This window comes from Bradyrhizobium sp. Kon56 (genome assembly GCF_055807635.1).
Map to the genome: position 1 here is coordinate 201,267 of NZ_JBVVOU010000007.1, position 22,071 is coordinate 223,337.

A 22,071-nucleotide genomic window follows, 5' to 3' on the forward strand; every position below is an offset into this window, starting at 1 on the left:
CTCTCTACTCGTCCAGGATCCAGGTATCTTTGGTGCCGCCGCCCTGGCTCGAATTCACCACCAGGGAGCCTTCCTTCAGGGCAACGCGTGTCAACCCGCCGGGGACGATCGTGGTGCTCTTGCTGCCGGTGAGCACGAACGGCCGCAGGTCGACGTGGCGGGGCGCAAGGCCGGATGCCGTGCAGGTCGGGCAGGTCGAGAGCGCCAGCGTCGGCTGCGCAATGAAGCCCTCGGGCTCGCGTTTGAGCTTCTCGCGGAAGGCTTCAATCGTCGCCTTGGTCGCGGCAGGGCCGATCAGCATGCCGTAGCCGCCGGAGCCGTGCACCTCCTTCACGACGAGCTCGCTCAGATGGTCCAGCACATAGGCGAGATCCTTCGGCTCGCGGCAGCGCCAGGTCTGCACGTTCTTCAGGATCGGCTCCTCGCCGAGGTAGAATTTTACGATGTCCGGCATGTAGGAGTAGATCGCCTTGTCGTCGGCGATGCCGGTGCCGACCGCGTTGGCGAGCGTGATGTTGCCGGCCGCATAGGCCGACATCAGCCCGGGCACGCCGAGGGCGGAGTCGGGCCGGAAGGTGAGGGGATCGAGGTAGTCGTCGTCGACGCGGCGGTAGATCACGTCGACCCGTTTCACGCCCTCGGTCGTCCGCATGAACACTTCGTTGTTCTTGACGATGAGGTCACGGCCCTCGACCAGCTCGATACCGAGCTTGTCGGCGAGGAAGGAGTGCTCGTAATAGGCCGAGTTGTAGACGCCCGGCGTGAGCAACGCGACGGTCGGCTCGCCGGAGGCGCTTTGCGGCGCCACCGAGCGCAAGGCGGATAGCAGCTCGTCCGGATAGCGTTCGACCGGCGCCACCCTGTGGCGGGCGAACAGGTCCGGAAACAGCCGCATCATGATCTCGCGGTTTTCCAGCATGTAGGACACGCCCGAGGGCGTGCGTGCATTGTCCTCCAGCACGATGAAGTCCTCGGCATCGACCCGGACGATGTCGATGCCGGCGATGTGCACGTAGACGTCGTGCGGCACCTGCTGGCCGTTCATCTCGGGACGGAAGACCGGGTTCTGAAAGATGAGGTCGTCGGGCACGATCTCGGCACGGAGGATATCGCGCCCGTGATAGATGTCGCGCAGGAACATGTTGAGCGCGCGCACGCGCTGCTTCAGGCCCTTCTCCAGCAGTGACCATTCCTTGCCGGACATGATCCGCGGGATCACATCGAAGGGGATCAGGCGCTCCGTGGACTCGGAGTCGCCATAGACCGCGAAGGTAATGCCGATGCGGCGGAAGAGGAGCTCGGCCTCCTGGCGGCGATATTCGAGCGCCTCGGGAGGCGTCTCCTTGAGCCAGCGCGCCAGCTCCTGATAGGCGGGGCGAAGGTCCCCACCGGGAATGTTCATTTCATCAAACGCGACTGCCATAGATCCCGACTTGTCTCCGCAAGGCGTTGCGCCATTCGACAGGTCGCGAGGCCCTGGTGAAGACCGCAACGTCCTGGCCATGCGGCAAGAGTGCATGACTTTCATGCGGTAGCAAGGGCCGGGCCAGCGCGATAAGCATGGGGAGAGGACATTTGCCGGGGATGGCCGGCGGCTTGCCTGAAAAAATGGCTGAGGACTGCTTATTTCGGCAGCAAAACCGCGTGACTTCAACGCGTTACCTCGGCAAAGTCGGGCCGATAGGTGAGGGACTTGAGGTATGAGCGAGATCGTCACGGCGGGTATTCTGGTCATTGGGGACGAAATCCTGTCCGGCCGGACCAAGGATAAGAACATCGGCTTCATCGCCGAATACCTGACCAATATCGGCATCGACCTGAAGGAGGTCCGGGTCGTCTCCGACGACGAGTCCGACATCATTGCCGCGTTGGATGCACTGCGGCATCGCTACACCTATGTCTTCACCACAGGTGGCATCGGGCCGACCCATGACGACATCACCGCTGATAGCGTCGCCAAGGCGTTCGGCGTCGGCATCGACCATCACCCGGAGGTGGTCGCCCGTTTCCGCGAGCGCTGGAGCGAGCAGGACCTCAACGAGGCCCGCCTGCGCATGGCCCGCATTCCTGATGGTGCCGAGCTGATCCAGAGCGCGACCATCCTCGCTCCCGGCTTCAAGATCGGCAATGTCATCGTGATGGCGGGCGTGCCCTCGATCATGCAGGCGATGATGGACATCGTCTCGCCCAAGCTGAAATCGGGCGTGCGCATGCTCTCTGAATCGGTCCGCGCCAATGCGCGGGAAGGCGACATCGGCAGCCCGCTGCGGGCGATTGCCGCCCAACATCCCGACACCATCATCGGCAGCTATCCCTTCATGGATGAAGAGCAGAAGCCGAACACCAATCTGGTGGTGCGCTCGCGCGATGCGGACAAGCTCGCAGCCGCAATGGCGGCGGTGAAGGAAATGCTGGCGGGATTGAACATCACCCGCTAGCAACCTAGCTGCCGGCAGACGAAGCAGGAGACGACGATGGCTGGTGAAGCACCGGAACTAAGTGCGGAAGAACGGGCGGGCCGCCCCTTTCCGGTGTCGTGGGACCAGTTCCACCGGGATTGCCGGGCACTGACCTGGCGGCTCAATGAAGTTGGTCCGTTTCATGCGGTGATCGCGATCACCCGCGGCGGGCTTGTGCCGGCGGCGATCGTGGCGCGCGAGCTTGGCGTGCGCGTGATCGATACGGTCTGCATCGCCAGCTATGACCACGACAAGCAGGGCGATCTCAAAGTGCTGAAGGGCATCTCCGAAGACGTGATGACGCTTGGCGGCGGCACCGGCAAGGGGCTCCTGATCGTCGACGATCTCGTCGACACCGGCAAGACCGGCAAGCTGGTGCGCGCGATGCTCCCCGACGCGCATTTCGCAACCGTCTACGCCAAGCCGAAGGGACGTCCGCTGGTCGATACCTTCATCACCGAAGTCTCGCAGGACACCTGGATCTTCTTCCCCTGGGACACCGCGCTGTCCTATCACCCGCCGCTTCGCGACGGGGCGGCGTGATTATCGCCGTCATTGCGAGGAGCGAAGCAACGAAGCAATCCAGGCTACCTCCGAGGATGCATTTCTGGATTGCTTCGCTTCGCTCGCAATGACCGGTGGAGGCGACCATGCCCCTGCAAAACCGCGTCACGCCGACCGGCGAGATCATCGCGACACCGCACCGCGGCATGTTCACCGGCAACCGCGGCATCATTCATGATCCCGCGACGAAGACGCTGCTGAAAAAGCGCTGGTCGTCGCCGGCCTGGATCACCTGCCTGTGCGAATTCCGCGGCTGGCGTCGGCCGGTGATGGCGCGGCGGAGCTGGACCGAGCTGTTCTTCCTCGACGAGGCCACGGCTTTTGCCGCCGGCCATCGGCCCTGCTTCTTCTGCCGCCGCGACGATGCGAAGCGATTTCGCGTTGCATGGGAGATGGGCAACGACGCCCGCGGCATCAGCGCCAAGGCGATGGATGCCGTACTGCATCGGGAGCGGCTCGATCGTGGCAAGAAGCGGCTGCATGTGCTGTCGATGCCGCTCGCGGAATTGCCTGACGGCGCGATGGTGCAACAGGGCGATGACTGCTTCCTCCTCGCGCAGGGCAAGGCGCTGCAGTGGTCACCCGCGGGCTACACCCCGCATACGAGCGCCCTCGATCACCCGATGCTGCTGACGCCGCCTTCCACGCTCCGCGCGATCATCGCTGGATATAAGCCCGTGCTGCATCCGACCGCGCGCCGCTAGCGCAGCGGCTTGCCGTGCTCATCCACTGTCGTCCGCGCATCGCGCAGCGCCCATTCGCGGATCACTTGGCGGCAGCGCGTCAGCTCGGCTTCGCTCGCGGCATTCGCATCCTTCGACGCACGCTCCACGATTGCCTTGCAATTGAGAAGCATGGAACGATCCTCTGCGCGCGCTGACAGCGCGAACGCGGCAAGCGTTGCAATGGTGAACGCCAGACGGATCACATCCTTAACCCAGCTTCTCGCGTGCCAGCGCGGCACCGGCGCCGAGCGCCATCAGCTTGGCTTCGGCGATCTCGCGCCGCATCGGCGCCATGCCGCAATTGGTGGTGGCGATGATGTTGCTCTTGGGTACGAATTTCGACACCGCGTCGATCACCTGCACGACATCCTCGGCCGTCTCCACCGTGTCGCTGGCGACGTCGATCACGCCGGCCTGCACGATCTTGGTCTTGAGCAGCGCAAGCAGGTCGAGCGGCACCTTCGAGTTGCGGCACTCGATCGCGACCTGCTGGATTGGGCTGGCGTCGATCGCGGGAAATATCTGCTCGTACTGCCGCCATTGCGCGCCGAGCGTTTCCTTCCAGTCGGTGTTGGCCTTGATGCCGTAGCCGTAGCAAATATGCACGGCGGTGGCGCAGGTCAGGCCCTGCGCGGCGCGCTCCAGCGCCTTGATGCCCCAATCGTTGACCTCGTCCATATAGACGTTGAACGCGGGCTCGTCGAACTGCACGAGATCGACGCCGTCGGCCTGGAGCGCCTTGGCTTCCTCGTTCAGCAATTCGGCGAACGCAAAGGCCATCTTGACGCGGTCGCCATAGTAGCGATCGGCAATGGTGTCGATGATGGTCATCGGGCCGGGCAGGGTGAATTTCAGCTTCTTCATCGTGTGCGCGCGGGCGACACGCGCCTCGTCGGCGTGGACGCGGCTCTTCAGCCGGAGCGGGGCGACGACCTGCGGCACCATCGCCTTGTAGCGATCCTTGCGGATACCCATCTCGACCTTGTGGGCGAAATCGATGCCCTCGATCTTCTCCAGGAACCCGTGGACGAAATGTTGCCGGGCCTGCTCGCCCTCAGTGACGATGTCGATCCCGGCGTCCTCCTGGACTTTAACGGCAAGCATCGTCGCATCGCGCTTGGCGCGGACGAGCTCGTCGCCTTGCGACTTCCAGGGCGCCCAGAGCATGTTGGGTTCGGCGAGCCATTCCGGCTTCGGCAAGGAGCCGGCGATCGTGGTTGGAAACAGCATGGCGGCCCTCTCGGCGGGTTATGATTGCGCCCCTTCCTGCCATGTCTTAACGTCGAGGTACAGAACAACAAAAGTCGCCTTGAAACCGGCGGCGCCGGACCGGAAACGCCATGATCGAATTCTTCTTCGACTGTTCCAGCCCCTGGACCTATCTCGCCTTCCACAACATCCAGCCGCTGGCCAGGGAGGTTGGCGCGGAGATCATCTGGCGGCCGATCCTGGTGGGCGGCATCTTCAATACGGTCAACCCAAGTGTCTACGCGCAGCGTGAGACGCCGGTGCCGCTGAAGGCGCGCTACATGAAAAAGGACCTTGCCGACTGGTCGCGCTCGGCCGGTCTCGCGATCAAGATGCCGCCGACGGTATTTCCGGTGAACAGCGTGAAAGCGATGCGCGGCTGCATCTGGCTCGGGCAGGAATCGGTGCCTTTCGCCACGGCGGTGTTCGAGACCTATTGGGGCGAGGACAAGGACATCTCGCAGGATTCAGTGCTCGCGGAGATCTGCAGGAAGGTCGGCGTCGATGAGCAGAAATTCTTCGCGGGCATTTCGGGGCAGGGGATCAAGGATCAGCTCAAGGCCAACACCGAAGAAGTCGTCGCCCGCGGCGGCTTTGGCTCGCCGACGATCTTTCTCAGCAAGACCGACATGTATTTCGGCAATGACCGCCTGCCGTTGATCCGCGAGGCGCTGCTGCGCGGCAAGGCGAGCGCGGCCTGATGGTGCGGGCTGTCGTTTGCCGCGCGCTCGGCGCGCCCGAAAAATTGCAGCTCGAAGAGTTTCCGTCGCGCGAGCTGAAGCCGGGCGAAGTGCGCGTCGCGATCCGTGCCGCCGGCCTGAATTTTCCCGACGTGCTGATGGCGGCCGGCGAATACCAGCTCAAGCCGGAGCTGCCGTTCACGCCGGGCATGGAGGCGGCCGGCGACGTGACCGAGGTCGGCGCAGAGGCGAGTGGCGTCTTCCTCGGCGACAAGGTCATCGTCAAGATGCGACACGGTGCCTTCACGGATGAAGCCGTGGTGACACCGTCGCAGCTCACCCCGATGCCATCGACGTTCGACTATGCGGAAGCCGCGACCTATCTCGCCGGGCACGGCACCGCCTATCACGCGCTGATCGACCGCGGCCGGGTTGCGCCGGGCGAGGTGCTGCTGGTGCATGGCGCCGGCGGTGGCGTGGGCCTTGCTGCCGTGGAGATCGGCAAGATGCTGGGTGCCACCGTGATCGCGACGGCGTCCAGCGACGAAAAGCTCGCGGTCGCCAAGGCGCGTGGCGCCGATCATCTCGTGCGCTACGATCGCGAGCCGTTTCGTGATGCTGTCAAACGTATTACCGACGGGCGCGGTGCCGACGTCGTGTTCGATCCCGTCGGCGGAGAAGTGTTCGAAAACTCGATGCGTTGCATCGCCTGGGGCGCACGGCTGCTGGTGATCGGCTTCACCGGCGGCATCGGCTCGGCGAAAACCAATCTCTTGCTGATCAAAGGCGCCAGCGTGCTCGGCGTGCGTGCCGGCGAGGCCGTGCGGAAAAATCCAGCGCTTGGCGAAGTGCGCCTGAGGGCGCTGCTCACATGGGCGGAAGAGGGCAAGCTGCGGCCCCACGTCTCGCACCGCCTGCCGCTGGAGGAGGTTGCGAAGGCGATGCGGTTGCTGATCGACCGCAAGGCGATCGGGCGTGTGGCGTTGTTGATGGACTAAGTGCCTACAAGGTCACTTGTACTCCCGCTCAGTCCACCACGGGAAATAATCCGGCATATCGCTCGATACCTTGTTCTTGAACTGCGCAGGGCGCTTTTCCAGGAACGACACCACGCCTTCCTTCACGTCGTCGGAGCGGCCGCGGGCGTAGATGCCACGGCTGTCGACCTTGTGGGCTTCCATCGGGTCGTCAGCGCCCATCATGCGCCACATCATCTGCCGGATCAGCGCCACCGATACCGGCGCGGTCTTGGCCGCGAATTCCTTGGCGAGCGCCCGGGCGGTCGGCAGCAGATCATCGGGGGCCACGACCTTGCTGACGAGACGTCCTGCGAGGGCTTCCTGCGCCGGGAAGACGCGGCCCGAATAGCACCATTCCAGCGCCTGCGAGATGCCGACGATGCGCGGCAGGAACCAGCTCGAGGCCGCCTCCGGCACGATGCCGCGCTGGGAGAACACGAAGCCGAAGCGCGCGGCATCGGAGGCGATGCGGATGTCCATCGCGAGCTGCATGGTAACACCGATGCCGACCGCGGGACCGTTCACCGCGGCAATCACCGGTTTCAGGCATTTGAAGATGCGCAGTGTCACCTGGCCACCGCCGTCGCGCACCTGAGAATCACTGTAGTCGACCTTGCCGTCGGCGAAGCGCTTCACCGGTCCGCGACGCGCGTCGCGATCAAAGGTGTCCGCGCCCGACGAAAGATCTGCGCCCGCGCAAAACCCGCGACCGGCGCCTGTGACGATGATGGCGCGGACGTCGTCGTCCTTGTCGGCGGCGTCGAACGCGTCGATCAGCTCTCCTTGCATCTGCGCGTTGAAGGCGTTGAGCTTGTCGGGCCGGTTCAGCGTGATGGTGAGGATCTGCTCGGCGACCTCGTATTTGATCGTCTCATACGCCATGGTGGTTTCCTTCCCTGTCCTGAATTCTGTCTCGAAGAGACGTCATGCATAGCCGCCAGCGTCCGTCTTGCGCGGACTGGGCATGTGGCGGCCAGTAAGAGAACGCGGATGGCCAGTCTAAACAACAAGCCCGGCCATGACGGAGTGTATCTAATTCGCCGGCGGGCTCGGCCAGGGCTTCTGCGGCCCGCGCAGGCTCTCGAAAGCCTTGGCCATGCCAAGCACGCCGATATCGTCGAAGCGGCGGCCGACGATCTGCACGCCGATGGGAAAACCCTTGGCGTCGAAGCCGCCGTTGATGGAGATCGCCGGATTCTCCGACATATTCCATGGCACGGTATAGGCAATGTGTTCGAACGGCTTCATGGGATCGTTGGTCGGCGAGGCCCACTCCGCCGGATAATTCACGTTCGGCGCGGTCGGCGAGATCACATAGTCGAGCTCGCAGAACAGCTTTGATGCCGCAGCGCGGATTGCCATGGTCTGGTTGAAGCCCCTGATGACGTCGACGCCGGACAGCTTTGCGCCGGACTCGCCCCATTTGAAGATGTAGGGCAGCACCTTTGCCTGTTCGGCCGGCGTCAGCTTCGACAGATCATCCCACATCCGTGCGCGCCAGAAGTTGTCGAGGCCGTCGAGCATCTCGCGCGTGAGGATGCCGTCGACCTCGCTGACGACGGCGCCTGCGGATTCGAACGCTTTCGCCGCCTTCACAGCGACCTCGCGCACCGGTTTCTCCAGCGCCAGGCCAACGCCGGGATCGAGCATCAATCCGATGCGCAGTTTGCGCGGGGATTTCTCCGGCCCCTTCCAGTTGAGGGGCTCCGCTGGAAGGCTCATGCCGTCGCGCCGGTCGGGTTTTGCGATCACGCTCATCATCAGCGCGCAATCGTCAACGGTGCGGGTCATGGGGCCGGCGACGCGGCCGACATAGGTGGGATCGATCGGCACGCGGCCAAAGCTCGGCTTCAATCCGACGAGGCCGCACCAGCCCGCGGGCAGGCGGACCGAGCCGCCGATATCGGTGCCGAGATGCAGCGGACCATAGCCGGCCGCGGCCGCGGCGCCCGCGCCGGCGCTGGAGCCGCCGGGGTTCTTGGAGAGGTCCCAGGGATTGCGCGCGAGCGCGTGGAAGGAGGACAGCCCCGAGGACAGCATGCCGTAATCGGGCATGGTGGTCTTGGCAAAGATGATCGCGCCGGCTTCGCGCAGGCGCGCGGCGGGCGGTGCGTCCTTCTCGGCCGGCACGAGCTTGACGCTGGCCGCGCCCAGCGGCACCGGCACGCCTTTGGTCGCGATGTTGTCCTTCACCGTCACCGGCACGCCGTCGAGCGCTCCGGACGGCTCGCCCCCGGACCAGCGCGCGGTCGAGGCCTTCGCGGTCTCGCGCGCGCCGTCGGGATCGAATGCATAAAGCGCCTTGAGGTGCGGCTCCCACGCGGCGACGTGCGCGAGCACGTCTTCCAGCACCTCGCTCGGCGAGAACTGCTTGGCGCGATAGCCCGCGATCAGATCGACCGCAGAGAGATCGTGCAGCGAGGTGACTTCCTCTTCGACACCCTTTTTATGCATGGGCACCCGCCGGCATCCGGGTCTCGATGATCCGGGCGAACATGCTGGCACCGATCGGCAGGATCTTGTCGTCGAGCACGAAGCCGGGATTGTGCACGGGCACCGAGCCGTCGTGGCCGACCCAGAAATAGGCGCCGGGAATGGTTTGAAGCATGTCGGCAAAATCCTCGCTGCCCATCTTCGGCTGGGCGCGGGTGATCACGTTGGCGGGGTCGACGATGGTGCGCGCGACCTCCTCGACCACCTTGGACTGCTCGACCTGGTTGACCAGCACATCGAAGGTGTCGCGGATGTCGACGTCGATCACGCACTGATAGGCGCTCGCAATGCCGGTGCAGATCGTGCGAATGCGTTCGCTGATCAGGATGCGGACTTCTTTCGAGAAAGTGCGGATGGTGCCGCAAAGATGCGCTTCGCCGGGGATGACGTTGTACGCCGAACCGGCGTGAATCTGCGTGATCGAGACGACGGCGGCCTGCAGCGGCTCGACGTTGCGGCTGACGATGGTCTGGATCGCCTGCGCCAGCGTGGTCGCGATGATCACCGCGTCCTTGGAGCGTTCGGGCATCGCACCGTGCGCGCCGTAGCCAGTGATGCGGAGGTCGAAGAAGTCGGCGCTGGCCATCGCGGGGCCGGGCAGGATCGCGATCTCGCCGTGGTTGAGGTCGGGCGCGTTGTGCAGGCCGTAGAGTTCGTCGCAGGGAAATTTCTCGAACAGCCCGTCCTTGATCATCGCGCGGGCGCCGCCGAGACCTTCCTCGGCCGGCTGGAAGATCAGGTGCACTGTGCCGTCGAAGTTCCTGGTTTCCGCGAGGTAGCGCGCGGTGCCGAGCAGCATGGTGGTGTGGCCGTCATGGCCACAGCCGTGGAAGCGCCCGGGGATTTTCGAGCTCCATTTCAGATTGGTGTTCTCCTCCATCGGCAGCGCATCCATGTCGGCGCGAAGCCCGATACGCTTGCCGCTCGAACCCTTGCCCTTGATGACTCCGATCACGCCGGTACCGCCGAGACCGCGATGCACCTCGATGCCCCAGCTCTTCAGCTTGTCCGCGACGATTCCGGAGGTGCGCACTTCCTCGAAGCCGATTTCCGGATGGGCGTGAAGGTCGCGCCTGATAGCAGTGAGTTCGTCGGCATAGCCGTCGATGCGGTCGATCGTGGGCATGTGTTCTGTCCAGTTAGCGTGAGGAGGGAGTGAAAATCGGGCCGTTCGGCTTGATGCGGATGCCCGGCCGCAGGCGCGTCCATGGCAGCGTGGCTGTGTCCGCGGGCATCGCGCCGGGGGCGGCGCAGATCATCAGCTTTTCTGCGATCGGCTCGAAATCGGCGCGGAAGTGCACCGAGCTCTTGTTGACCAAAATCTTCTCTTCGGTCGGCTCGATGCCGACATAGCGGTACATTGCCTGGTCGGCGAGCTGCGCCTTGTGCGAGGAGACGACAACGCGGACGTCGCCGATGCGCAGGCAGGCGGAGGGGCCCATCTCCATCTCGCGGCCGCCGTAGTAGGGCCCGGGCGCGATGAAACGGCCGTCGGAGAGTTTTTCAACGACGAAGGTCTCACGATAGGGCTCGTCGCCGGGAATGCCGGACTTGCCGCCGAGCGACAGCGTCACGGTGGCACCGGCGCCGGCTGCATGCGCGGCCTTGGCCGATTCCGGATCGTAGATCGCGCCGGTCGCAGCACTCGCCTTGTTGCGCACCAGCGCGCGTAGCATGCCGGTGGTGTCGGAATCGCCGCCGGCGCCGGGATTGTCCTGGGTGTCGGCGATGATGATCGGCTTGCTCGCGCCCTTCGAGAGTTCCATCGCGTGGCGCACGCCGTCATCGGGTGACCAGATCTTGCCGTCGAAATCGTCCTCGTGACTTTCGATCAACTTCACGATTGCATCCGCCGCGCGGTCGGCATCGGCTTGCGTCTTGCCATAGGCGAACACGCTCGGCCCGCAATCGCGGAAATCGGCGGCGGGGAAGCCGGGCGCGAAGGACAGCGTCGGAACCGCTTCGCTCTCAAGCGCGGCAAGCTTTTCGTAGATGCCCTTGGTCGGCTGGTCGTTGGTGCACTGCCAGCTGATCGGGATCAGGAACGGCAATTGCCGGAAGGCCTTTGCGAAACGCTGCTTTGTCTTCAGAAGCAATGCGAGATGTTGCGCGCAGGCGCGGCCGGTCTCGGCCATGTCGATATGGGGATAGGTGCGGTAGGCGATCAGCGCGTCCGCATGCTCTATCATCTCGGGCGTGACGTTGGCGTGCAGGTCGAGGCTCGCGACAAGCGGAATGCCCTTGCCGATGACGCGGCGCACGCGCGCGAGAATCTCGCCTTCGCCGTCGTCGAGATGTTCCGTGACCATCGCGCCGTGCAGATCGAGATAGACGGCGTCGATCGGGCCGGCGGCGGCAATGCCATCGACCATGACCTTCACGATGCGCTCGAAGGCGTCCTTGGTGACATGCGCCGAAGGGCTCGCGCCGCAGGCAATCGTTGGAATGAGTTCCCAGCCGTGGGCCTCGGCGCTGTCGACAAAACCGGCGAGACCGACATTGATGCGGCGCATCACCTTCAGCACGTCGGGACCTTGCGTCATCGCCGGCCAGCCGCCGCCGTGCTGGAAGTCTGCGAAGGTCGCCTTCGTCGGAGCGAAGGTGTTGGTCTCGTGCAGGAAGCCGCCGACGGCGATACGTGTCATCAACTCAAGTCCAGCAATTGAATGTGCGCGACGTTAGCCCTGTGCTTGCGGCGAGAGCAAGCCGGGAAGCAATCGCGCCGCGCATGGCGTCAAGCCGTTTTGGGAATGCTTGTCGCAACCGCCGTCATTGCGAGCGAAGCGAAGCAATCCAGAATCCTTCCGCAGGGACAGTCTGGATTGCTTCGCTGCGCTCGCAATGACGAGGCGAGAGACTAGGCGCTAGCCGCCGCGCCCTCGGCCACCGGCCGGAAGTTAGCAAAATCCCAGCCGCGGCCTGGCGCTGCCTCGAGCAAGGCTCTGGTGTACGCCTCCTTCGGATGCGTCAGCACTTCGGCGGCCGGACCCTGCTCGACGACGCGGCCGTGTTGCATCACCATGACCTCGTCGCAGATCTGTGCTGCGACGCGTAGATCGTGAGTGATGAACAGGATGGCGATGCCGAGCCGCTGCTGGATCTCGTCGAACAGTTCCAGCACCTGCGCCTGCACGGAGACGTCGAGGGCGGAGACGGCCTCGTCCGCGACCAGCACGTCGGGATCGAGCGCGAGCGCGCGGGCGATCGCAATGCGCTGACGCTGGCCGCCGGAGAACTGGTGCGGATAGCGCGCGACCGCATCGGCGGGCAGGCCGACCAGCTCGAGCAATTCGCGCGCACGCTTCATTGCGTCGGCATGCGACACGCCATAATTGATGGGGCCTTCCGCGATGCTTTCGCCGACGGTGACGCGCGGGTTGAGCGAGCGGTAAGGGTCCTGGAATACGATCTGGATCTTCTTCCGATGCGGCTGCAACAGCCGCCGCGAAATGTCCGAGATCTCGCGGCCGGAGAGGCGCACGCCGCCCGAAGTCGGGTCGATCAGGCGGACGATGCAGCGCGCCACGGTCGATTTGCCCGAACCGCTCTCGCCGACGATGCCGAGCGTGCGACCCTTGCGTAGCGTCAGCGTGACCTTGTCGGCAGCGACGACCTCGCGGCCTTTACCGAAGAACGCGCGCTCGCGGTAGACCTTCCCAAGCTCGTTGGCTTCCAGCACCACCGGTTCCTTGGTCTCAAGCCGTGCCGCGCGCGGCACCAGGCTCGGTACTGCGGAAAGCAGGTTGCGGGTGTACTCCATGGTCGGATTGCGCAGGATGGAATCCAGCGTTCCGGTCTCGACCAGTCGGCCCTGCCGCATCACGGCGACGCGGTCGGCGATCTCGGCGACCACGCCCATGTCGTGGGTGATGAACAGCACGGCGGTTCCGTGATCGCGCTGGAGGTCGCGGATCAGGGTCAAGATCTGCTTCTGCGTGGTGACGTCGAGCGCGGTGGTCGGTTCGTCCGCAATGAGCAGCTTCGGTTCGAGCACGAGCGCCATCGCGATCATGATGCGCTGGCGCTGACCGCCGGAGAGTCGGTGAGGGTAGGAGGCAAAGATACGCTCAACCTGGGGCAGGCGCACCTGCTCCATCATGTCGAGGATACGCTTCTTGCGCGCCTTCGCGTCGAGTTTGGTGTGCGCGCGCAGGACTTCGTCGATCTGACGGCCGACCGGCATCACCGGATTGAGTGCCGTCATCGGCTCCTGGAAGATCATCGCCATTCGGGTCGCGCGGAGCTGCCGCAGGCGGCGGTCGGTCGCGGTGAGAATCTCCTCGCCGACCAGCTTGACGCTGCCGCCGGTGGGAACGAGCGTGCCCTTCGGCAGCAGACCCATCGTGGTCAGGGAGGTCACCGACTTGCCTGAGCCGCTTTCGCCGACAAGGCACAGCGTCTCGCGCTCGTGCACCTGGATCGAGATGCCGTCGAGGATGTTTGCAGCATTCGGCTTCTTGCCGACGGACACGACGAGGTTGTTGATGTCGAGGATGGGGCTGGTCATCACTTGATCGGTCATCATTTGCCTTCCCGCTGCTTCATGCGCGGATCGAGTGCATCGCGGGCGGCGTCGCCGATCAAATTGATGCTGAGGATGGCGATCGAGAGCAGCAGGCCCGGCCAGAAGATCAGCGTCGGCTTGAGCTGGAAGTACTGACGGCCCTCGGCCATGATGTTGCCCCAGGTCGGCGTCTCCGGCGAGATGCCGGCGCCGAGGAAGGAGAGGATGGCCTCAGTAAGGATCGCGGACGCGCAGACGTAACTGCCCTGCACGATCAGAGGTGCGATCGTGTTCGGCATCAAATGCCGCCACATGATCTTTGGCAGGGATGTGCCGACCGAGATCGCCGCTTCAACATAGGGCTCTTCGCGCGCCGACAGCACGACCGAACGCACCAGGCGTGCCACGCGCGGAACTTCGGGGATCGTGATCGCGATCAGCACCGTCCAGAGGCTGGCCCCGGACAGCGACACCACGGCGATTGCCAGCAGGATGCTCGGCATTGCCATCAGGCCGTCCATGATCCGCATCATGACGGAATCGACCAGCTTGAAGAAGCCGGAGACGAGGCCGATCGCCAACCCAATGACGATCGACATGATCGCCGAGCCGATGCCGATCAGAAGCGAAATGCGTCCGCCATACATCACGCGCGATAGCAGGTCGCGGCCATAGGCATCGGTGCCGAGCAGGAATTGCGCCGAAGAGGGCTTCAGCCGCTGCGAGGGCGCAAGCTGGATCGGATCATACGGCGCGATCAACGGCGCCAGGATCGAGATCAGCACAACCAACGCCAGGCAGATGGTCGCCGCCGCGATGATCGGCGTCGAGGTCAGGAATCCGAGGCGCGGTCGCAGCGGCGACGTGATCGGGATGGAGGACTGGGGAAGGGTATCGACCGACATTTTTGTTGTTATCCTTAGCCCTAGTACCGGATCCGGGGATCGAGCAGCGTGTAGGCGACGTCGATCAGGAGATTGACGACGACATAGATCAGCGACGTCAGCAGGATCATCGCCTGGATCACCGGATAGTCGCGCGCCAGCACCGCATCCACTGTGAGGCGGCCGATGCCGGGGATGTTGAACACGCTCTCGGTGACGACGACCCCGGAGATCAAAAGCGCAAAGCCGGTACCGATCACCGTGATCACGGGCACGGCCGCGTTGCGCAGCGCGTGCCGCATCATCACGGCGACCTCGTTGATGCCTTTTGCCCGCGCGGTGCGGACGTAGTCCTCGCCGAGCACGTCGAGCATCGCCGCGCGCGTCATGCGCGCGATCAACGCGATATAGATGAAGGACAGCGCACAGGTCGGCAGGATGATGCGCTCGAAGAACGGCCCAAACCCGTTCGAGATGCTGCGGAAGCCCTGCACCGGCACCCAGCGCAGGTCGATCGCGAAGACCTCGATCAGGATGTAGCCGACCACGAACACCGGCACCGAGAAGCCGAGCACGGACAGGCCCATCACGAAGCGGTCGATCCAGGTGCCGTGCTTCCACGCCGCGATCACACCCAGGGGAACCGCGACGATGACGGCGAGGATGATGGTCGACAGCGCGATCGAGATCGACGGCTCGACCCGCTGGCCGATCATCTTCATCACCGGAAGGTTGGAGATGAGTGACGTTCCGAGATCGCCATGCAGCAGCTTGTTCAGCCAGGTGATGAACTGCACGATCAGCGGCTCGTTGAGGCCGAGCGAGGTGCGGATGCGCTCGAGCCGCTCCGGCGTGGCGTTGTCGCCGGCCAGAATCGCGGCGGGATCGCCCGGAGTGAGGCGGAGCAGGAGGAAGACGAACAGCGCCACCACGCCCATCACGGGCACGGCGGCGAGAATTCGGCGAAGGAGATATCCGAGCAAGTTGGATCCCGTCAGATGAGAGTCAAATCAGAGACAGCGGCTGGAGCCTGGGGTTCTGCCACCAGCCTAACATTTCAGCAATTCCCATGCCATCCGGGCCACCGTTTTTGCAGTGCGGTCAACTTGTTTCGGTGATCTGGCCCGGTTTTGGCGATGTGGCTCGCGCCGTTACTCCAGAGTCGCGAGCAGCCCCGCCATCAGCCGGCCGCGTTCGACCAGACTTTCAACCTCGATATACTCTTCGAGCGTGTGGCCGTTGCCGCCACGCACGCCCAGGCCGTCGAGAGTCGGGATGCCCATTGCGCCCGTGAAATTGCCGTCGGAGCCGCCGCCGGCGCTCGCATGCGGCAGTTCTGCGCCAAGCGACTTGGCGATCCCGCGCGCCCTTTCATACAGCGCCATGGTGCCGGCATCAGGCTCCCAAACCGGACGTGTCACGCCGCGCGTCACCTTGAAGGTGACATCATTGGTTGTACCGGAGAGCGCCAGCATCCTCTCGACGCCGCGATCGAGGTCAGCCTGGCGCTTGGCCATCGAAAGCGCTTCGCCGGTGGCGGTCGTGGCAACGCAATTGACCCATTGACCCCCGTGCACGACGCCGACTGAAAACGTGCAGTCTTCGCCCGTCATCGCATCGATGGTGAGGATTTGCCGCGCCATCTCGCGAATCGCCGAGCGGCCTGCCGACAAGGTCGCGCCGGCGTGGCTGGGTCGGCCGGTCGCCTCGAGATTGAAGCGCGCGATGGCGTAACGTCCGGTGGTGACGCCGTTGTCGGCGCGGCCGGGCTCCGGCACCAGCACGTATTTGTTGCGCGCGGCTTCCGCCTCGATGATATCGCGCGTGGAGGGTGTGCCGACTTCCTCGTCGGGCGTGAACAGCACGGTGATCGGCAGTGGCGTCGTCAACGAGGCGCGGGCCAGTTGTCGGATGGCTTCCAGCGAAAGATAATTGCCGCCCTTCATGTCGTAGATGCCGGGGCCATAGCACTTGTTACCCTCGCGGCGCCATTTCAGCTTCTCGATGGTGCCTGTGGGGTGGACCGTATCCATGTGTCCGGCGATCAGGATGCCCGGTTCGCCCTGCTTCGGATGCGGAAAGCGGGCGCGGATCACGCCGCCAAAGCCCTGGCGACCGGCGATGCGCTCGATCGTCGCACCCATGATCGCCATCTCCCGCGCTGCGATATCGAGCATGCGGTTCACGGCGCTCGCGTCCCAGGTCGGGCTTTCGCATTCCACCCAGCCGCGCAGACCCTGGAGCATCGCTTCGGAATCGAAGGGAAGATTGGCTGGATTCATCTCAATGTCTCTCCAATGTCTCTTGGGCTTTGGAACATGGAACGCGCATTGCATCGGCGCGGGGCAGGACAGGCGGAGAGTGTTGTAGAGCCAAACCGATCCTTGTGGAGCCCGTGTGCGCGCCGCTTGGGCTTGCGGCGAAACCGGATTGACGCGCTCGGCACCGTCTGCAAGTCTCGAAAAGATAAAGGCATTGCATGAGGTTCGTTCGCCTAAAGAACGAACCGGATGCTCAATCAATAACCTGCCTTTGAACAGTTTCACGTCAGGAGAACTTTTTATGTTTAAGTTGATGCGCCGGGGGCCTCGCGCGTTCGCCTCCAAACTTGCGCTGTCGCTCGTCGCGCTTTCGACCGCACTGGCCTCGCCGGTGCTTGCGGCCGGCAAGACCATCACGGCGGTAATGCATTCGGATCTGCGCATCATCGATCCGATCTTCACCACGGCCTACATCACGCGCGACCATGGCTACATGATCTACGACACGCTCGTGGCGCCCGATTCGAACTTCAAGATCCAGCCGCAGATGGCGGACTGGAAGATCTCCGACGACAAGCTCACCTACACCTTCACGCTGCGCGACGGCCTGAAGTGGCATGACGGTGCGCCGGTGACGGCGGAGGACTGCGTCGCCTCGCTCAAGCGCTGGGCCGCAGTCGATGGCATGGGCCAGAAACTGCTCGACTTCACCGCCAGCATCGAGGCGACCGATGCCAAGACCATCACGCTGAAGCTGAAGGAGCCCTACGGCCTCGTGCTCGACTCGATCGGCAAGCCGTCCTCCCGCGTTGCCTTCATGATGCCGAAGCGCCTGGCCGAGACGCCGCCGGACAAGCAAATCCCCGAGCAGATCGGTTCGGGTCCTTTCAAGTTCGTGCAGTCGGAATTCCAGCCGGGCGTGAAGGCGGTCTATGTCAAGAACACCGATTACGTGCCGCGCAAGGAGCCGTCGAGCTGGACCTCCGGCGGCAAGGTGGTGAAGGTCGACCGCGTCGAGTGGATCACCATGCCGGACTCGCAGACCGCGGTGAACGCGTTGCAGTCGGGCGACATCGACTTCGTGGAAAATCTGCCTTACGACATGCTCCCGTTACTGGAAGCGAACAAGGACATCACGATCGAGGTCTCGAACAAGTTCGGTTTCCAGACGCTCGGCCGGATGAACTTCCTTTATCCGCCGTTCGATAATGTCAAAGTGCGCCGTGCTGCCTTTCTGGCGATAAACCAGAAGGACGTTCTCGACGCGCTCGTCGGCAACGCCAAATATCAGAAGGTCTGTGGCGCCTTCTTCGTGTGCGATACGCCGTTCGCGACGGAGGCCGGTGCCGAGACCCTGGTGAAGGGCAACGGCATGGCCGAAGCCAAGAAGGCGCTCGCCGAATCCGGCTATGACGGCACCCCGATCGTGATCATGGCCCCCGGCGATGTCACGACGCTGAAGGCGCAGCCGATCGTTGCGGCTCAGTTGCTGCGCGAGGCCGGCTTCAAGGTCGACCTGCAAGCGACCGATTGGCAGACGGTGGTGAGCCGCCGCGCCAGTCAGAAGCCTCCGAAAGAGGGCGGCTGGAACATGTTCTTCACCAACTGGGTCGCGGCCGACGTCTCCAACCCGATCGCCAATCTCTCGATCGGCGGCCAAGGCAAGAAGGGCTGGTTCGGTTGGGCCGAGAACGCCAAGATCGAAAAGCTCAAGGACGACTTCGTTCGCGCCGCCTCGCTCGACGATCAGAAGAAGATCGCCTCTGACATCCAGAAGGAAGCCTATGAGCAGGTGATCTACATCCCGCTGGGGCAGTATCTCCTGCCGAGCGGCTGGCGCAAATCGCTGACCGGCGTGCTCGACGGTCCCGCGACCCCGCTGTTCTGGAACGTCGACAAGTCGGAGTAGGGCAAAGGCCCTTCCTTTCGTCCGGATCATCATGCGGCGCCGCTGTCATCAGCGGCGCGCTCTTTTGCCAGTCTCGGTCCTTTGTTGACCTTACGCCGGCTGAGAAAGCGGATGCTTTCAACGTTCCCAGTCTGCGGTCATTGCTATTTGTTTCGATCCAGAACTAGATGTGTCGTGCTCGCGCATCATCTTCCTCCCTCCATTTGATTCCAGTGCCGATCGATTTTGCATTCCAGGCGATGGCCGAACGGTCCGATCGCGCGCCGGCACGATGGCGCCGGCCATTCCGGCGTTGGCTCGATGGCGTCGAGACGGGCTGGGCCGTGCCGCTTCTCGTCGCCTGCTTCGTCGGGATCTGGACGCTCTATCTGGCAGTCGCCTATGCCGGCAGCGGTCTGCACCCCGATACGCTGGAGGCCTGGACGCTGGGGCGGCATTTCGCGTGGGGCTATCCCAAGCATCCGCCATTGACCGGCTGGGTTGCCGCGAGCTGGAGCGCCATTTTTCCGCTCACCGACTGGTCGCTGCAATTGATGGCGATGGCCAACGCCGGGCTCGCGCTGGTCTTCGTCGATCGGATCGCGCGGCAATTCGTGAGGGGGCACAAGCGCGTCCTGGTGCTGTTGCTCCTGATGCTGACGCCGGCCTATCAATTCCATGCCCAGCGCTTCAACGCCAATGCGGTGCTGCTGGCGGTCTGGCCGCTGGCGACCTGGTGCTTCCTGCGCGCATTCGAGACCCGAGCGGCGTCGTGGGCGGTTGCCGTGGGATGCACGACGGCACTGGCCATGGTCGGCAAATATTATTCGATCTTCCTTGTCGCGAGCTTCACGTTTGCCGCGCTGGCGCATCCGGCGCGACGCGCCTATTTCACTTCCGCCTCGCCCTGGATTTCGGTCGTCGTCGGGCTTGCGGCGCTGTCACCGCATCTTCATTGGCTCGCGACCACGGGGGCATCGACCTTCACCTACGCGCTGAACCATGCCAACGGCACTGCGGCGAGTTCTGCTGCTGATGTCAGGAACTTCCTTTTGGGCCTGTTGGCGGCCATGAGTGTGTCAGCCGTCAGCTGGGTATTGATCGCCGGCACGCGGCTGAAGCAGTTTCCGGACGATTTCGCGGCAATGAATCCGGGCCTGCGGCTCCTCTTTTACGTTGCCGTCGGCACGATTGCGCTGCCGGTCCTGATCTCGCTCGTGATGGGCACCGATCTGCCGTCGCTATGGGCTTTGCAAGGGTTGTTTCTGTTCGCCATTCTCGTGGTCTGCGGCGCAAATTATTCAATCGAGCGCTTTTACACCGTCAACCTCACCGTGGTCGTGGCCGGTGTCGCGCTCACGGCCGTCCTCGTCGCCGCGCCGACCCACGCGGTCTATCGCAACGATCACGGTTACGAGGAGGGGCGCAATTTCTACGCGCAAGCGGCGAGCCGATTGACACGCGAGTGGCGCGAACTGACGGACGAGCCGCTCGCCGCCGTGAGCGGCGACGATTCACTGGCCTTCGCGACAGCCTTCTACAGCCCGGACCACCCGCACCACGTGCGGCCGTTCGAGGATCAATATCTCGGGGGCTTGCCGCACAAGACGACGCTGGAGCGCGGCTGGGCCGCGCTCTGTTTTCGCGATCAGGATGATTGCAGCCGGTGGATGGACTCGGTGGCCGGGCGCGCCGAGCATTTCATCAGGCGGGAACTTATCATACAGGCGCAGCTATGGGGCCGGCCCGGTCTCACGCGGGAAGTGGTTGTGCTGACGGTGCCGCCCCGTGGAAGCGGCGCGGCACCCGAAGGCATTGCGGACGATTTCAGCGCCAGCAGGCGCGCAACGGAATAGGCGTCTTGCTCAGCAGTGGCTGTCGCGGACCCGCTCGAGCCCTTCACTCGCGAATGGCACGGTGACGGCGGTCTTTTCGGCGCTCGACGGCGTGCGTTCCGTCTCCGCCCGTTCCGCGGCGTCGTGGTCTTTACGGTGTTTCGGTTCCATTGAAGCGCCCTTTCAAATTGTTGCAGTACAACATCGAGAGCGCCACGGAGTTCCTCAGCCGATGGCGCGATGATGCGGCCTGAACAACCGTCCTCTCTCCACCACCAGCACGATCGCGAGCGCGGCGAGGGACGACACGAAGAAGCCGACCGAGAACGGCAGCAACGTGCCGTCGAAGCTTTGTCCGATGGCCATGCCGACGGCGATGCCGATCAGCGTGGTGATCGAGCCGTAGAGCGAGGACGCCGTGCCGGCGATGTGGCCCTGCGGCTCCATGGCGAGTGCAGTGAAGTTGGCGACCATCATGCCGAACGAGAACATCATCAGCGCCGAGAGCACCATGAACAGGGGAAGCGGCAACGCGGCGAGGCTTTCCGTCAGCAGCATCACTCCCGCCACCGCGGTGTAGAGCGTCAGCGCGCCGTGCGAGATCACGCGCATGCCGAGGGTCCCGACGAATCGCGCATTGAGAAAGCCGGCAATGGCGGTGCCGGCCGCGATCCCGGCGAAGGCGAGCGGAAAATAATGGCCGAGGTGATAGATGCCGACAAAAACTTGCTGAGCCAAAAATACGTAGGCGAACAGCGCGCCCATGACGCTACCGGCGGCGAGCGCATAGCCGAGGGTTTGGCGATGGGTCACGGTCTGCCAGTAGGCCGTGAGCACGTCGGCCGGCGCAAGCGACCTGCGTTCGCTCTCAGGCAGGGTCTCCGGAAGCCGCAGCACGGACCATGCAAGCGCGAGCAGCCCGTAGAGCATCAGCACGACGAAGATGCCGCGCCATTGCGTCACCAGCAGCACCGCCTGTCCGAACGAAGGGGCGATCACGGGGACGGCGATGAAGATCATCATCGCAAGCGACATCACGCTCGCCATGCGGCGGCCGACGTAACAGTCGCGCACGATCGAGGTCGCGATCACGCGAGTCGCCGAGGTACCGAAACCCTGCAGTGCGCGTGCCAGCAGCAGCGTCTCGAACGACGGCGCCGCAATCGCCAGCACGCTTGCCACCGCATAGACCGCCATCCCGCCGAGCAGCACCGGGCGGCGGCCAAAGCGATCCGACAGCGGGCCCATGACGAACTGCCCCGCGCCAAAGCCGATCAGGAAGGTCGACAGCACCAGCTGAAGATGGTTGGCGACGGGGATATTGAAGGCCGACCCGATATTGGGCAGTGCCGGGAGCATCATGTCCATCGCAAGCGGATTCAGCGCCATGATCGACGCGATCACGATGACGAATTCGGGGAAACCCATGGGACGGTGTCCCGAGGACACCCAGTCGTCGGCATTGACGTCGGACAAGAAGCTCACCTCTGATTTGAGGCCCTTATCTATCT

General features: G+C 64.0%; 19 protein-coding genes. 7 read left to right on the forward strand and 12 right to left on the reverse strand.

Annotation, left to right across the window (positions count from 1 at the left end):
• Positions 1–4 precede the first annotated feature (4 nt).
• The gene (locus AC0L3B_RS14090; RefSeq protein ID WP_027518749.1) at positions 5–1,423 is read right to left on the reverse strand and encodes a circularly permuted type 2 ATP-grasp protein; all 1,419 of its coding nucleotides are present in this window, start codon (positions 1,421–1,423) and stop codon (positions 5–7) included.
• A 277-nt stretch (positions 1,424–1,700) separates the two neighbouring features.
• Here AC0L3B_RS14090 and AC0L3B_RS14095 point away from each other — a divergent pair, with 277 nt between their 5' ends.
• The 3 genes from AC0L3B_RS14095 to AC0L3B_RS14105 all read left to right on the forward strand — a co-directional run bounded on the left by AC0L3B_RS14095 (position 1,701) and on the right by AC0L3B_RS14105 (position 3,727).
• Positions 1,701–2,438 (forward strand): competence/damage-inducible protein A, encoded by a 738-nt coding sequence (locus tag AC0L3B_RS14095; protein WP_018455305.1) that lies wholly within the window; start codon positions 1,701–1,703, stop codon positions 2,436–2,438.
• A gap of 36 nt (positions 2,439–2,474) precedes the next feature.
• Complete coding sequence (gene gpt, locus AC0L3B_RS14100; protein ID WP_026232919.1) at positions 2,475–3,002, forward strand: xanthine phosphoribosyltransferase; 528 nt, start codon at positions 2,475–2,477, stop codon at positions 3,000–3,002.
• 107 nt (positions 3,003–3,109) lie between these two features.
• Positions 3,110–3,727 carry a hypothetical protein gene (locus AC0L3B_RS14105; protein ID WP_473380527.1) on the forward strand — a complete coding sequence of 206 codons (618 nt, stop codon included), beginning with the start codon at positions 3,110–3,112 and terminating at the stop codon, positions 3,725–3,727.
• Here AC0L3B_RS14105 and AC0L3B_RS14110 read toward each other — a convergent pair.
• Both AC0L3B_RS14110 and AC0L3B_RS14115 read right to left on the reverse strand, forming a co-directional pair.
• Positions 3,724–3,987 carry a hypothetical protein gene (locus AC0L3B_RS14110; RefSeq protein WP_473380528.1) on the reverse strand — a complete coding sequence of 88 codons (264 nt, stop codon included), beginning with the start codon at positions 3,985–3,987 and terminating at the stop codon, positions 3,724–3,726. The two genes, AC0L3B_RS14105 and AC0L3B_RS14110, sit on opposite strands and share 4 nt — an antisense overlap.
• A complete protein-coding gene (locus AC0L3B_RS14115) occupies positions 3,956–4,978 on the reverse strand; it encodes a methionine synthase (protein ID WP_085351098.1) in 1,023 nt (340 codons plus the stop codon). The genes AC0L3B_RS14110 and AC0L3B_RS14115 overlap by 32 nt, the downstream gene beginning before the upstream one ends.
• Before the next feature lie 110 nt (positions 4,979–5,088).
• Between AC0L3B_RS14115 and AC0L3B_RS14120 the strand changes: the two genes are divergently transcribed.
• Positions 5,089–5,697: a DsbA family protein gene (locus tag AC0L3B_RS14120; RefSeq protein WP_473380529.1), complete on the forward strand. Its 609-nt coding sequence runs from the start codon at positions 5,089–5,091 to the stop codon at positions 5,695–5,697.
• A complete protein-coding gene (locus AC0L3B_RS14125) occupies positions 5,697–6,674 on the forward strand; it encodes an NADPH:quinone oxidoreductase family protein (protein ID WP_085361714.1) in 978 nt (325 codons plus the stop codon). The genes AC0L3B_RS14120 and AC0L3B_RS14125 overlap by 1 nt, the downstream gene beginning before the upstream one ends.
• A 12-nt stretch (positions 6,675–6,686) precedes the next feature.
• Here AC0L3B_RS14125 and AC0L3B_RS14130 read toward each other — a convergent pair whose 3' ends face one another.
• From AC0L3B_RS14130 to AC0L3B_RS14165, 8 genes are all read right to left on the reverse strand, one after another.
• Positions 6,687–7,577: a crotonase/enoyl-CoA hydratase family protein gene (locus AC0L3B_RS14130; RefSeq protein WP_085351100.1), complete on the reverse strand. Its 891-nt coding sequence runs from the start codon at positions 7,575–7,577 to the stop codon at positions 6,687–6,689.
• Positions 7,578–7,727: 150 nt separating this feature from the next.
• Positions 7,728–9,149, reverse strand: coding sequence for an amidase (locus AC0L3B_RS14135; RefSeq protein ID WP_377830003.1), 1,422 nt, complete (start codon positions 9,147–9,149; stop codon positions 7,728–7,730).
• Positions 9,142–10,314, reverse strand: coding sequence for a M20 aminoacylase family protein (locus AC0L3B_RS14140; protein ID WP_473332507.1), 1,173 nt, complete (start codon positions 10,312–10,314; stop codon positions 9,142–9,144). Before AC0L3B_RS14140 ends, AC0L3B_RS14135 begins: the two co-directional genes overlap by 8 nt.
• Before the next feature lie 13 nt (positions 10,315–10,327).
• The gene (locus AC0L3B_RS14145; protein ID WP_473380530.1) at positions 10,328–11,833 is read right to left on the reverse strand and encodes a M81 family metallopeptidase; all 1,506 of its coding nucleotides are present in this window, start codon (positions 11,831–11,833) and stop codon (positions 10,328–10,330) included.
• A 212-nt stretch (positions 11,834–12,045) separates the two neighbouring features.
• The gene (locus tag AC0L3B_RS14150; RefSeq protein ID WP_204513961.1) at positions 12,046–13,695 is read right to left on the reverse strand and encodes an ABC transporter ATP-binding protein; all 1,650 of its coding nucleotides are present in this window, start codon (positions 13,693–13,695) and stop codon (positions 12,046–12,048) included.
• Positions 13,696–13,709: 14 nt separating this feature from the next.
• Positions 13,710–14,597 carry an ABC transporter permease gene (locus AC0L3B_RS14155; protein ID WP_018455317.1) on the reverse strand — a complete coding sequence of 296 codons (888 nt, stop codon included), beginning with the start codon at positions 14,595–14,597 and terminating at the stop codon, positions 13,710–13,712.
• Positions 14,598–14,617: 20 nt separating this feature from the next.
• Positions 14,618–15,559, reverse strand: a complete 942-nt coding sequence (locus tag AC0L3B_RS14160) for an ABC transporter permease (protein ID WP_007602533.1) — start codon at positions 15,557–15,559, stop codon at positions 14,618–14,620.
• A 168-nt stretch (positions 15,560–15,727) separates the two neighbouring features.
• Complete coding sequence (locus AC0L3B_RS14165; protein WP_473380531.1) at positions 15,728–16,858, reverse strand: M20/M25/M40 family metallo-hydrolase; 1,131 nt, start codon at positions 16,856–16,858, stop codon at positions 15,728–15,730.
• 280 nt (positions 16,859–17,138) lie between these two features.
• Here AC0L3B_RS14165 and AC0L3B_RS14170 point away from each other — a divergent pair, with 280 nt between their 5' ends.
• Both AC0L3B_RS14170 and AC0L3B_RS14175 read left to right on the forward strand, forming a co-directional pair.
• Positions 17,139–18,746 carry an ABC transporter substrate-binding protein gene (locus AC0L3B_RS14170; RefSeq protein WP_231190580.1) on the forward strand — a complete coding sequence of 536 codons (1,608 nt, stop codon included), beginning with the start codon at positions 17,139–17,141 and terminating at the stop codon, positions 18,744–18,746.
• A 239-nt stretch (positions 18,747–18,985) separates the two neighbouring features.
• Complete coding sequence (locus AC0L3B_RS14175; RefSeq protein WP_473380532.1) at positions 18,986–20,581, forward strand: glycosyltransferase family 39 protein; 1,596 nt, start codon at positions 18,986–18,988, stop codon at positions 20,579–20,581.
• 204 nt (positions 20,582–20,785) lie between these two features.
• Here AC0L3B_RS14175 and AC0L3B_RS14180 read toward each other — a convergent pair whose 3' ends face one another.
• Positions 20,786–22,036, reverse strand: a complete 1,251-nt coding sequence (locus AC0L3B_RS14180) for a multidrug effflux MFS transporter (protein WP_026232922.1) — start codon at positions 22,034–22,036, stop codon at positions 20,786–20,788.
• Positions 22,037–22,071: the final 35 nt, after the last annotated feature.